At 49.1% G+C, this 13045-nt stretch carries 13 protein-coding genes; 12 read left to right on the forward strand and 1 reads right to left on the reverse strand.

The window, feature by feature from the left end:
* Positions 1-8: 8 nt before the first annotated feature.
* From ASF12_RS12165 to ASF12_RS12190, 6 genes are all read left to right on the forward strand, one after another.
* The gene (locus tag ASF12_RS12165; protein WP_056034623.1) at positions 9-965 is read left to right on the forward strand and encodes a nucleoside hydrolase; all 957 of its coding nucleotides are present in this window, start codon (positions 9-11) and stop codon (positions 963-965) included.
* 2 nt (positions 966-967) lie between these two features.
* Positions 968-2362: an ADP-ribosylglycohydrolase family protein gene (locus ASF12_RS12170; protein ID WP_056034625.1), complete on the forward strand. Its 1395-nt coding sequence runs from the start codon at positions 968-970 to the stop codon at positions 2360-2362.
* Positions 2363-2629: 267 nt separating this feature from the next.
* Positions 2630-3661 carry a hypothetical protein gene (locus ASF12_RS12175; protein ID WP_056034628.1) on the forward strand — a complete coding sequence of 344 codons (1032 nt, stop codon included), beginning with the start codon at positions 2630-2632 and terminating at the stop codon, positions 3659-3661.
* Positions 3662-3709: 48 nt separating this feature from the next.
* Positions 3710-4174, forward strand: coding sequence for an OsmC family protein (locus tag ASF12_RS12180; RefSeq protein WP_056034631.1), 465 nt, complete (start codon positions 3710-3712; stop codon positions 4172-4174).
* Positions 4175-4994: 820 nt separating this feature from the next.
* Positions 4995-5384, forward strand: a complete 390-nt coding sequence (locus ASF12_RS12185; RefSeq protein WP_056034635.1) for an iron chaperone — start codon at positions 4995-4997, stop codon at positions 5382-5384.
* Positions 5385-5421: 37 nt separating this feature from the next.
* The gene (locus ASF12_RS12190) at positions 5422-6036 is read left to right on the forward strand and encodes an SMI1/KNR4 family protein (RefSeq protein ID WP_056034637.1); all 615 of its coding nucleotides are present in this window, start codon (positions 5422-5424) and stop codon (positions 6034-6036) included.
* 304 nt (positions 6037-6340) lie between these two features.
* On the opposite strand, the gene ASF12_RS12195 is transcribed toward ASF12_RS12190, so the two are convergent.
* Positions 6341-6568, reverse strand: a complete 228-nt coding sequence (locus ASF12_RS12195; protein ID WP_235533136.1) for a DNA-binding protein — start codon at positions 6566-6568, stop codon at positions 6341-6343.
* Positions 6569-6781: 213 nt separating this feature from the next.
* Here ASF12_RS12195 and ASF12_RS33265 point away from each other — a divergent pair, with 213 nt between their 5' ends.
* From ASF12_RS33265 to ASF12_RS12225, 6 genes are all read left to right on the forward strand, one after another.
* Positions 6782-8746, forward strand: a complete 1965-nt coding sequence (locus ASF12_RS33265) for an AraC family transcriptional regulator (protein WP_063892548.1) — start codon at positions 6782-6784, stop codon at positions 8744-8746.
* A gap of 76 nt (positions 8747-8822) precedes the next feature.
* Complete coding sequence (locus tag ASF12_RS12205) at positions 8823-9833, forward strand: FecCD family ABC transporter permease (protein ID WP_056034642.1); 1011 nt, start codon at positions 8823-8825, stop codon at positions 9831-9833.
* Positions 9826-10827, forward strand: a complete 1002-nt coding sequence (locus tag ASF12_RS12210) for a FecCD family ABC transporter permease (protein ID WP_056034645.1) — start codon at positions 9826-9828, stop codon at positions 10825-10827. The genes ASF12_RS12205 and ASF12_RS12210 overlap by 8 nt, the downstream gene beginning before the upstream one ends.
* A 193-nt stretch (positions 10828-11020) precedes the next feature.
* Complete coding sequence (locus ASF12_RS12215; protein WP_081418774.1) at positions 11021-11674, forward strand: TetR/AcrR family transcriptional regulator; 654 nt, start codon at positions 11021-11023, stop codon at positions 11672-11674.
* Positions 11675-11730: 56 nt separating this feature from the next.
* Complete coding sequence (locus tag ASF12_RS12220) at positions 11731-12261, forward strand: hypothetical protein (protein WP_056034651.1); 531 nt, start codon at positions 11731-11733, stop codon at positions 12259-12261.
* 225 nt (positions 12262-12486) lie between these two features.
* Entirely contained in the window at positions 12487-13011 is a 525-nt protein-coding gene (locus ASF12_RS12225) for a DUF6933 domain-containing protein (protein WP_063892549.1), read from the forward strand.
* Positions 13012-13045: the final 34 nt, after the last annotated feature.

The following is a 13045-nucleotide window of genomic DNA, read 5'->3' on the forward strand; positions in this document are numbered from 1 at the left end:
TTAACACGATGGCTAGACCGATTATTATCGACTGTGATCCCGGGCATGATGACGCGATCGCTATTTTGCTCGCACTTGCCAATCCACAGCAGTTGGAGGTAAAAGCGATTACGACGGTTGGCGGCAATCAGGTGCTGGAGAAAATTACGAACAACGCACTGAAGCTGCTCAGCTTTATAGATAAAGATATTCCGGTGGCGAAAGGCGCGCCCGGACCACTGCTAGGCAAGCTCGTAACCGGAGAAGAGGCGCATGGCGATTCGGGCATGGACGGCCCAGATTTGCCGCCTTCCCGGTTCAAGCCGGTCAATAAACATGCGATTGAGCTGATGGTCGAAATTATCCGTTCCTCGGAGCAGAAGGTAACGCTCGTGCCGATCGGCCCGCTGACGAATATTGCGCTGCTGCTCAAAGGCTTCCCTGATGTAAAAGAGAACATCGAGCAGATTTCCCTAATGGGCGGAGGCATCAGCTACGGCAATGTAACGTCAACGGCAGAGTTCAACATTTACGTGGACCCGGAGGCTGCACGAATTGTGTTCGAATCGGGCGTGCCGATTACGATGAGCGGTCTGGATGTGACCGATAAGGCGGCTATTTATCAAGAGGATATTGATGCGCTGAAGCAGCGCGGCGAGGTTTCGCATATGGTGGGCGAGCTGCTCGACTTTTATTCCATCTACAGCCGCAAGCTGGGCTTTGAGGGCAGCTCGCTGCATGATCCGTGCGCAATCGCTTGGCTGCTTCGACCAGAGCTGTTCCAAAGTGAAAGCTATTACGTCTCGATTGAGACGGACGGCAGGGTGACGAGAGGCATGACCGTAGCAGACCGCCGCAAAAAAACCGATGAAACGGCGAATGTGCAGGTGCTGATGGATGTGGATCGTGAAGCCTTTATTAAGCTGATTTTTGACGCTCTGGCTGTACATGATGAGAACGCCAAAGCTCGGAAAGGGCAGGCTTAATTATGGCAGGCTGGGATAAGCTACAGGAAATTGTCCGGTTTGAGATTATTCAGCGCGGGGAAGAAGGCTGCAACGTAGACGGGTTTGCGGAAAAGCTGGCTGCAGCGGGCGACAGCCACGAAGCGCTTATGGCTATTTACAACGAGCTGTCGGCACTAGACGTGAGTGCGGATTTTCCTTATGAGGAGCCTTCCGATTTGGAGTCGATCCGCAGGCTGCGCCCGGAGGGCCCAAGAACGATGGCAGCGGATATGACCGATGAGCAGTGGCTGGACAAGTTTTACGGTGCTTGGCTCGGACGCAGTGTTGGCTGTGCGCTAGGCAAGCCACTGGAGTTTTGGGACTATTTGTATGGCAAAGACGGCCGGCCAGGCTGGGAAAATATTGAGCTATGGTTCCGCGGCGCTGACGCTTGGCCGATTAAAGGATATACACCGGGTGAATCGACGGCAAAAGAGCAGTATGGACTGGGGCTGAATGATTGGTCGCCCATGAGCGCACGCGAGACGATTCAGTATATGGAAAGCGATGATGATATCCGCTATACGGTGCTGGGACTTTTACTGCTTGAGCAAAAAGGGCTCGATTTCGACTCTTGGGACATCGGCAAGCTATGGCACAAAAACCTGACCTACAGCCAGGTTTGTACAGCGGAGACGCAGTCTTATTTGAATTTTGCTCATGAGACCTCTCATCTGAATGGGGACAAGCCTGCCGATTGGGCTGAACGCCTGGAGCGGGTGCGGATGCATATGAACCCTTACAGAGAGTGGATTGGCGCGCAAATCCGTGCGGACGGGCTCGCTTACGGCGCAGCCGGAAAGCCGGAGCTGGCTGCGGAGCTTGGCTGGCGCGATGCGTCGTTCTCGCATGTGAAGAACGGCATCTATGGCGAAATGTTCGTTGCGGCGATGATTGCGGCTGCTTTCGTTGAGAAGGACAGCAAGCGAATTGTCGAGATTGGCCTCAGCGAAATCCCGGCAACGAGCAGACTGGCTTATGATGTGCGCAAAGCGGTTTCCATTGCGGAGAAAGCAAGCAGCGACCGCGAGCTGGTGAGCCAAATTTGGGAAGCCTTCAGCCATTACGATGCAGTGCACACGAACAATAATGCAGCGCTTGTCGCGGCGGCACTCGTGTATGCAGGCGATGATTTTGAGAAGGCTGTGACGACGGCCGTCTATGGCGGCATGGATACGGATTGCAATGGCGCGACGGTTGGCTCGATTATGGGTGCGAAGCTTGGCGCGGCAGCGCTGCCGAAGTCATGGATTGATCCGCTGAATGACACGCTGTATGCGGAGCTGAGCGGCTTTCATCCGATTGCGATCTCTGAGGTTGCACGGCGGAGCTATAACGTTTTTCGGAAAATGGAGGCGGAATTGAATCATTCCTAATATAGCGAAAAAGGCATTGGAGGACGTTGTCCCTCCGGTGTCTTTTTTTTATGGAAAGGGCCGCCTAATAGAAATCATATTGACAGTGAAATCTTGGAAATGATAGAATTCATATTAATCCCGGTTGTTAACTTTGTTTTTGAAAGTTCAAACCATATCGTTGTATGAATCTTGCCAATTGACAGCGCTAAATAGGAGTGGGATAATAGCTTCGACTCTACCAATATTGGGTGATTTATACAATGTGAATAAGGGAGATATGTTTCAATGAAAATTCATCTGCCGCTAGCTGATTCACCTATTTATGGCTATTTGCACCACGCGTATTTGTTCGGTATTATTGGACATTCCGAGAGCTTCCAACCGTGGATGCACAGCTATTACACCCAATTGTTTTGCGCGAAGGATTTCGTAGAGCTAGCTTGTCCAGTGAATTTTTACCAGTTGGATAATTGCCCGCTGCGTGATACCCAGGCGATATCCCGTTCACTCGTCATTTCCTTAACGGATATCCACCGCTTCATTCAAACGAGTCTTGAAGAAGGCTATCATGTTCTCTCTTTCATCAACGAGTATTACATGCCCTATAGCGACTTTTTTGGGGTGAGAAATTTCACGCATGATCTGTTAATCAGCGGGTACGATAGCGAGCAGCAGAGCTATCTGGTGACCAATTTCGTGGACGGCAAATATCAGACCTTCTCCGTTTCTTATGATGATTATGAAAACGCATTCAATAATGCAGCCTTTTTTGACGAATACGGCAATTACGAAGAATATAAGACACGAATTTGCTTATACCGCGCTACCGACCACAAGTATGTGTTCACGGCGGATTCCGTTCTCTATTTTCTGGAGGACTACCTCAGCGCCACGAATCGTCTGAAAACCATATTTGCCAATGAGAGCAATCTTGCCTTCGGCATGGACGTGTACCAGTACATAGCGGAGGAGCTAGTGAAAGTAACCGATGGAACCCGAGCGCCCGACGGCCGGCCGCTGCATATTTTATGGGAGCACAAGAAGTGTATGCGGGCGAAAATCGAATTTATGCTGGCTCAAGGCTATATTAAGGACGAAACGCTGTTATCTGGTTATGAACCAATCGAGCGGGACGTCAACCTGCAACGGGTAACCCTCATGAAATATAGACAGACCCATAACAATGACATCCTTCATTCGATAAACAGTAATCTGAACCGGATTAAAGATCGGGAACGAGAAGTACTTAACCGTCTGCATGACGAAATGCTAGCTTGCAAGAGCTATTTTCCGACAACGGATTGGGTGCGAGTTTAGAGCGAGTTCAGAACGGACATAAAATATGATTCATAAGGAGCGTTAATGATGGCTAATGTACAAACGTTTAAGGCAACAGCGCATTTACAGGATGGGGTTAAAGTGAAAGCGACAGCGAGACAGTTCGAATTGATCATTGATGAGCCGAAGAGCCTTGGCGGGACAGATACGGGGATGAATCCTGTGGAAGCGCTGCTTGCCTCATTAGGCGCATGCCAGTCTATTGTGGCCCGGGTGTATGCCCCTAAGTTTGATGTGAAGCTTGACGATTTCCAGGTTGAGGTTGAAGGCGATTTGGATCTCGATGGATTTTTCAATAAAAGCGAGGTTCGTCCGGGCTATTCCGACATTCGCTATACGTTCAAGATCAAAACAGATTCGCCCAAGGAAAAGGTAGATGCCTTCGTTCAATTTTTGGAGAGCAAATGCCCAGTGGGGGATACCCTTGCCAACCCGGTTCAGATGAAATTAGAGCAGATTATTATTGAAAATACAGAGACAGCTGCGCTGTAGGCTGTTTGCACTATTATTGTAAAAAAATATAAGGCCCGTGGTCTCCTAGGAGATGACGGGCCTTATCTAGGTTGTGTGTGCAAGTCGGAGCCACTCGCTGCTGCTTGCCTACAGCTTATTTCAAACCAATCTCGTCTGATGACTCTAGGTTTGTGAAACGCAGTATGCGATAGCGGCTGGAAACACTGTGGCTGGCAGTACGGTTGCTGAGAGTACTGTTTCTGGAAGTACGTTTGCTGTGCGTGCTGTTGTTGGAGTACTGTGGCTGAGAGCACGCAGCTCTGAAAGCACTCTCCTTTTTTTGAAGGACTCAGATTCCGCTATTCTGGCTTTTGCTCCGATTTCTGGCCGCATGCGGACAGGAAATCCGCTATTGACCTCCTCAACCCGTGAAAATGGCTAATAGTTGCGCATTAGCTGCTCCTGAGTCCGCAGCCTGTGCCATAACCGTGATTCTGCTGAAATAGCGGCTGCTGTGTCCGCCAGACCTGTCTTTGTGCAGGGAGTAAACACCTGAAGCGAAGAGCATGAATCTACCTCATGTCTTTGTTTAAGGTCTAATTGCTGATGAAAAATATGACTTTAATAGTATAATCAATAGTATACGTATATTCATTGAAACAACAAATGGAGCCCTTCAATGCTTTCCTTGCAATTTGAAGAAGATGTGAGTACAATCGCTTTTTTCGTTGTCTATATTACACTTATAATCAATCATACAGCCTGGGGCGCTATTAGGTTTGGTGTTATTGTATTTACTTTAATTATGTCTAATTTATGGAACTGATTTTTGAATGAATGAATGGAAAGGAGCTTAATGATGGACAGCAACCAAACGACGTTTGAAACGATCGACGAATATATCGCCGGCTTCCCGCAAGAAATCCAAGAGCTGCTGCAGGCGATGCGGAAGGTCATTAAAGAGGCAGCGCCGGAAGCGACGGAGAAAATCAGCTACCAGATGCCGACATTTGAGCTGCATGGCAACTTGGTACATTTTGCGGCGTTTAAAAAGCATATCGGATTTTATCCCGCTCCAAGAGGCATTGCAGCCTTCAAAGAGGAATTGTCCGTTTATAAAGGGGCAAAGGGCTCGGTTCAGTTTCCGCTGGACAAGCCGCTGCCTTATGAATTGATCAGCAGAATTGTCGCATTTAGAGTGGCTGAAAATACGAAAAAAGCACAAGAAAAGTTGAACAAGAAAAAATAAAAGGCATAACGCCGATAAGGAGTGAGAAATTAACGAGATGGATATTTCTCAGCAGCTACAGGACATTCATGACATTGAACAATCGCTACAGCTTGCTTTTCCAGCAGCGTATAAGGCATTTATGACAACGGATGAGGTTCAGTCCGCTAATCCTAATACAGAATACAACCTCGTCGATTTTAACGGCTATACCGCTTGGGGCATTCGGTTTATTAAGCTGGATGCTTCCTATGCTGAAAATCTTGAAGCGATAGCCGAGGTTGTCCTTCAGCCGCGCAAATTAATTCCATTCGCATGGAGCATCAGCAGCGGAGACTGGCTTATTTTTGATTATCGCGAGTCGAATGAGAGCCCTAGCCTTCTATATATTGATCATGAAATGGCTCTTTGTTTAGAGGATGCGGAATCGGAGGCGCAAAGCGAGAATACAACGGTTGAAGAGATGATGGAAGGTAATCTATCCGTTTTGTGCGAAAATTTCGAGATGTTTCATGCAGCTTTGAAGCTCGCGATAGACGAGACAGACGAGACGGACTTTGTAGATGAGATAGGCTCGACAGACGAGTCAGACGATGTAGATGCGATAGACTCGATAGATGAGACAGACGATGAAGATGAAGAGGGGAATCACGTACCCATCCCTGAAAATTAAACTGGAGCAGACTTCTGCGATAAAATGGTTTGCATGCAGAAGCTTATTTTTTTGATAGGACGGCTTGGGACGAAGAAAATGAGGGCGAGGTCATGCGCGAGGACTACCACGGTGGGGATGTCGAAGTGTATGCGCAATCGTTCGCCCAGTTTCTAGAGAAGCTAATCGACGAGCGTTCATAACCTTTTTGTAACAGCAGCTATTAGTTTTTAAAAAATAAGCGGAGTATAAGTTTCCCTCTTATACTCCGCTTATTTTTCACCGCGAAACGTTAGCTTTACCGCCAGAGGACGGCGACAGCCGTTTACGCTTGTTCAGCGAAGGATTGTCCGTTGGCAGCGAGCGCTTCCCGGATGATCCTTATTGCTTTAGGCCCGACCCCGTGCAGCTTCAGCACCTCCGCCTCGGTGAGTTTTGTGAATTGCTCCAGCTGCACGTATCCGGCAGCGGTGAGCGCGCGTGTTGCTGGCTTTCCGACATTGGGCAAATCGCCCGCCTGGTCTTGATCAGGCTTCTGATTAGATGCATCCACGTTCATCCCTCCTTCTAAATGTAGGCTTTCCTTGATACTTATCATTCGGGAAAGCCTTTATTATTTCCTTCCTTCCGATAGACACTTCGCATGATTTCACATCAACCATTGTGTGTGAGAATTATTATCACTTATAATAGGAGGACAAGAACAATCGATGGGGATCGACATGGGTGCATATTAGCAGCATGAGGAAAGGAAGGATAGGGCACTTTGAATCAGAGTGAGCATATATTGCTGTGGAACCAAGCCTCCATCCGCGTGATGGACGTGCGGCATACGATTATGGAGCGAGGGGAGGAGCTGCGTTCTTATCGACTGCCGGCGAGCGCTTTTTTGTATACGACTCGTGGTCATGCTGAAGTGCGGCTGGATGGCAAGACGGTGCTGGTGGAGCGTTTTCATATGCTGCATGGCGGGAAGGGCATGTGTCTGGACATTGTGCCGGATGATTGGTTGGAATACTACTTGATTTTGTACAAAGCGGTGTTGCCACTGCCGAGCCGTCAGGAACTGGTTCAGTTAATGGAGCAGCATAATCCGTTTCAACTGCAATATAGCTTTGTTTCCCGCCAGCCTATTGCTTTGCTCGATAAAATCCAGCGCATGGAGCGGGAATGGCAGCATCCGAACGTGCTGGATCAACTATATATTAAGACGATGTTCTACCAATTCATTCATGAATTATTTCAGCAGCTATCCATTCAAGATATTCATGTGCAAAAAGCGGACTACGTCTCGCAAGCCATTCGCTACATGCAGGAGCATTACGCGAAGCGTATTGCGCTCGGCGAGCTTGCCGAGCTGCTGGATTGCAGCGTCAGCTATTTGTCCCGCAAGTTCAAGCAGACGATTGGACAAAGCCCAATCGACTATTTAATTGCGCTGCGCATCAGCAAAGCGAAGGAGCTTCTGCTTGGAACGGAGGCGACGCTGCAGGAAATTGCCGAAAGCGTCGGCTTTCCGGATGACAGCTATTTTAATCGCCTATTCAAAAAACATACCGGCATGTCGCTGGGGCAATACAAAGCGAAGGTTCAAAATAATCCTGTACCCGGTTCAAGATATGCCCTTGTCCCGCGAAGGCTCAAACGGTATAGTGAGTATGGTTGTGAAAATCATTCTCACTACAAGGAAGAGGGGCCTTTATTTATGTACAGAGAGTCAAGAATATCAATGATGGCAGCTGTGCTTATTTGCTTCACACTGCTGCTTAGCGCCTGCGGAGCAGGTACACCAAGCACGAACGCGACGACGAATCCAAGCTCCGCATCGCCAAGCAGCAATGCGGCAGCTGCTTCGCCAGCCGCTACCGATACGGCTACAGCGGACGCTTCCCGCGTCATCAAGCATGCGATGGGCGAAGTGACTTTGACAGGGACGCCGGAGCGCGTCGTCATTTTGACGAATGAAGGAACAGAGGCGCTGCTTGCGGTAGGCATTAAGCCAGTTGGCGCGGTTCAATCATGGGTTGGTGACCCATGGTACGAGCATATTAAAGATGAAATGGTGGATGTGACGGTTGTAGGCGACGAATTGCAGCCGAACATTGAGCTGATTGCCAGCCTGAAGCCGGATTTAATTATTGGCAACAAGGTGCGGCAGGAGAAAATTTATGAGCAGCTGAACCAGATTGCACCAACTGTATTTGCCGAGGATCTGGCTGGCGATTGGAAAATTAACTTCAAGCTGTATATGCAAGCGGTGAATAAACAGGATGAAGGCGACAAAGCGATGGCGGATTTCGATAAGCGCGTCGCGGAGGTAAAAGCGAAAATTGGCGATAAAGCGGCAACAAAAGTATCCGTGGCCCGCTTCTCGGCTTCCCAAGTACGTATTTATCAGAAGCAGACGTTCTCCGGTGTGCTTTTAGATCAGCTAGGCTTTGCTCGTCCAGAATCACAGGATGTGGATTCCTTTATTGAAGTGATGTCCAAAGAAAGCATTCCTAAGATGGACGGGGACGTATTGTTCTACTTTGTAACAGAAGCGGCAGGAAAGACGGATGCGGCTAAAGTAGTGGAAGAATGGATGAATGATCCGCTGTTCAAAAACCTTGATGTTGCGAAAAATAACAAAGTCGTTCAAGTAGATGAGGCGATTTGGAATACAGCCGGAGGCTACAAGGCGGCCAATCTGCTGCTGGATGAAATTGTTAAATATTTCGACATTCAATAAAGAGACTGAAATAAATGTGCAGGCTGACGTCATTTTTATTGGCGTCGGCTTCTTTTATTGAGGAAGGAGAGAAGTGATGTCTAAGTGGATGGAGAGACCAGGCAGCAAGCTTGCTGTTCTAGCAGCAGGAGTCGTTATTTTGCTTATTTGCATGCTTGCGAGCGTATTGTTCGGGCTCCAGCAATTTGGTTTAAAAGATTTGTGGCTCGCCTACAGCCAGTTCGATGGCTCGAATGAGCATCTGATTTTGACCCATACCCGCATGCCCCGAGCGCTTATTGCGGCTGTAGTAGGAGCGAGCCTGGCGGTGGCTGGCGCCATTATGCAGGTGCTGACGCGCAATCCGCTTGCGTCGCCGTCGATTTTCGGCATTAATTCCGGTGCGGTGCTGTTTATCGTCGTCGGGCTGGCTTTGGTCGGCTCGTCGCTGACGATGAGTCATATGATTGGGCTTGCTTTTATCGGGGCGGCAGTCACGGCTGTATTCGTCTATGCGCTCGGCATGCAGGGAAGAGGAGGCTTTGAGCCGATTCGGCTCACCTTGGCAGGAGCTTGTGTAGCGGCATTTGCGAGCTCGGTTACCTCTGGCCTTATTTTAATCAATAAGCAGTCGCTCGAATCGGCGTTGTTCTGGATGATCGGCTCCGTGTCAGGGAGGGAGCTGAACCATCTCGTGATGGTGCTGCCGTACATAATCGCCGGGCTGCTGCTCGCGTTCCTGCTCTCGGGCTCCTTGAATGTAATGGCACTCGGAGACGATAATGCGAAGGGACTGGGGCAGCGTCTCATGCTAATCCGCCTTCTATGTACGGCAGCTGTCGTGCTGCTTGCGGGAAGTGCCGTTTCTGCCGCGGGGCCGATTGCTTTCATCGGGCTCGTTATTCCTCATTTATGCCGGGCGCTGGTCGGAAATGATCACCGCTGGCTGCTTCCCTACTGCGCAGTGGCAGGGGCTTTGCTGCTGGTGGCGGCCGATCTGCTGTCCCGATTCGTGCTCCTGCCGAAGGAGGTTCCAGTAGGCGTTGCAACGGCGCTTATTGGCGTGCCGTTCCTGATTCATGTGGCGAGGAGGAAGAAATATGCCTAAGCAGCGCACAGGGAAAAATATTTCAATCCTGCTTACGTTAAGCATCGGGCTCGTTGGTTTAGGTATTTTATGCTTAGCTATGGGGAGCGTCGCTATTCCGGTTAAAGAAGTGCTGCTGTCGCTGCTGGGCCGCAATACGGAGGACAGTGATTTAATTATTATGCAGTTCCGTTTGCCACGGATCATAGCCGCCTTGCTCATTGGCGCAGCATTAGCGGTAGCAGGCTCCTTGCTGCAAGGCGTCATCCGCAATTCGCTGGCATCGCCGGATTTGCTTGGCGTAACGGGCGGCGCGTCTGTCGCGGTCGTTGGTTTTATGACCTTGTTCACCGGCTACAGCATCCACTTCGTTCCGGTCATTGCGATTTTTGGCGCTTTTGTCGCAGCGGCGCTCAACTACGGCTTGGCCTGGAAAAAAGGCGTCTCCACGCTGCGGCTCGTGCTGATCGGCATTGGCATATCCACGGCGATGAGCGCCCTTACGATGTTTCTGCTCATAAGCGGTCCTGCTTATTTGGCGGCGCAGGTGCTGAACTGGATGACGGGCAGCATTTACGGCACGAACTGGTCGTATATTAAAGCGCTGTGGCCGTGGGTCGTTGTATTTATTCCATTGGCGCTGCTTTTTTCCAAGGAATTGAATGTGCAGTCGTTAGGCGAGGACGTCGCGCGCGGCTTGGGAAGCCGGCTTCAGCTAAGCCGCTTGCTGCTGCTGTTCTTTAGTGTGGCCCTTGCCGGAGCGGCCGTCGGCATTGCCGGAACGATTTCTTTTATCGGGCTGCTTGCGCCTCATATGGCTAGAAGGGTAGCAGGCCATTCGTATACAATGATCATCCCGGTGTCTGCGCTATTGGGCGCAATTGTTTTGCTGCTTGCCGATTTAGCAGGGCGAATGCTGTTTATGCCGCTGGATATTCCCGCTGGTGTGTTTACGGCAGGAGTCGGGGCTCCGTTTTTTATGTATTTGCTGTTTAAACGCAAGGCTGGTGTTTAGGATTGTGAATGATAGCTAATCATTTTGCGGGCGCAGAGTCCGCTAATCTAGTAAAGCGTCAAATGCCTCTCTGCTATTACTATAGTGGGCATTTGGCGTTTTTTATATCAGCTTAACCAGCTATTGACAATGCAAGGGTTTATCTGTACCATTTTGATTGACATGAATGTCAATTGAAAAAGAGGAGTTCGTGATGTCGCCACGTACGAAAGAACAAAATGAAGAAATTCGCAAGCAGCGGTCGCGAGAAATTTTGCAGGCTGCCATCGTTGTGTATGCGGAGAAAGGTTACGCCGCCTCCGAAATCGGTGAAATTGCTGAACGGGCTGGCTTGGCGCGCGGTCTGGTGTACCATTATTTTAAAAATAAGCAGAACTTGTTTGGGCAGCTTTACACGCACATGATGGACAGGACGGAGCAGTTTACGAAGTCTCATTTCGGGCAAGCGGGCTCAGCATTTGATTTGTTTGAAGGGTACGCTCGAATCGTGTGCAAGCAAGTTTTGGAAGAGCCTGCTGTCTCGCATTTTTATATGCGTATTAGTATGGATGTGTCTTATATATTTCCCGCCGAATCCTTTTCCCCGTTCGAATGGGTGAAAAGCTTCATGCAGCCTATGGAGCAGGCCATTGTGAGGGGCATTAGTGAACAAACCATTCGCTCTGGCAATGCCAGCCTTCTGGCCATGCAGTTTTGGGGTGCGATATCACAGGGAATGAGCTATTTAGAAAAGCGGCAGCAGGAGCTCGTAACGCAAGGGGCTACGCAGTCAGAAGTGCTAAAGCAGCTAGAAATGGTGCTTGAGCAAGTTATTGAATCGGCCTTGGCGGTTATTAAACCAAGCTGATTTTTTTTACTTTTTTCATTGACACTTATGATAGTCTAAAAAGGAGTGGTAATTAGATGGCGTTAGCCGTAATGAGCAAACAGGATTTTGATACCTTAAATGATGAAAGGCTTGGCTGGGCTTGCAGCAAGCACATTCTTCTGCAAATTCGTGGTAAAGATAGGCAGGCAAAAAACGAGGCGATGGCCGGACTCAATGAGAGCCAGCGGGCGTTATGCATGTTCCGAGTGTTTTACGATCATGCCAAAAACTCGGTCAGCGAATATTATGGATGGGTTTCTCAACTGCTTGCCGAACCGGGCTATTGGTCAGGTGTGACCAGCGGGCTGCAATTTTTTGGCGACAGCTCTATGCTGCGCTTGCTTGAGGAGACGAAGGAGATTTTCGAGGAGAGAAGAGTGAGGCTCGGCCTGCAGTGGAGCGATGCGGTTTTGAAAGATTTGGAGCAGGATCATGACCTTATGGCTGCGGCTAGCCGATTATTTTCACATTTAAATGAAATCGCGCCGCAGAGCTTAAGGCTCATCCGTACGTACATTCGGGCGAATCCGCAGCAGTTTGTACGATGGGAGAACAGTGAGCTTTAGGCAGCGCTGTGGTGATGGGAAACGGTCAGCAGCTTGTATGGAAAGATAGCGATGTTTAGGGCAGAAGCTTGCGCCAGTACGCCCAAGCCTTCATATAATCGTCCCAATCATGCGGATGATCGCGTGAGCAGCTTGCGCTTCCCACCAACGGAAAAACTTGATAGGATAATTATAAAGCTCTGATGGTGAGGGCGGCTAGCTTCAGACGGCAGGAGATGAGCGGATATGTTTACTTTGCAATGTACGAAAAAGCTTGAAAGCGAGCTTGGGATGATGGATTTTGTGGAAGTGCCGACGGCGGGAGATCGGCTATTTGGCTGGCATGTCCATCTGTTTTTGCTGAATCGCCGGAAATGTGTGTTGATTATGAATAATGAGACCAGATATAACTTTGTGCTGGATGGCTTGAAAAAGCAGGATTTTAAACGATTCCACGAGCTTGTAATCGAGAGCATCGCTGAAAATTTGCTTGCTGATAAGGCGGACAAGCAGGTGATAGAACGCTATTTGCAAAGCGCTAATTCTTTCCTCTTTACGAAAACCAGTGACCGCAGCATTATTAGTCAAATGAATGAAATGATACAGGTAATAAAGTATATGCAGCAGGATTTCTTGGATGCTGGCGGGGAAATAGATGCTCAAGGGCTGTATAATTTGAACCGTTTCTTAAATAAATTTGTCATGCTGAAATTGCCCTTGGCTTATTCGGGTGAAACGATGCTGGCGGCATTACATAGCCGGTGGCTATAGCTTTTTAATGTGCATTTGCAAGCTGTTGTTTGCT

Source organism: Paenibacillus sp. Leaf72, assembly GCF_001422685.1.
In the GTDB taxonomy this organism is placed as follows: Bacteria; Bacillota; Bacilli; order Paenibacillales; family Paenibacillaceae; genus Pristimantibacillus.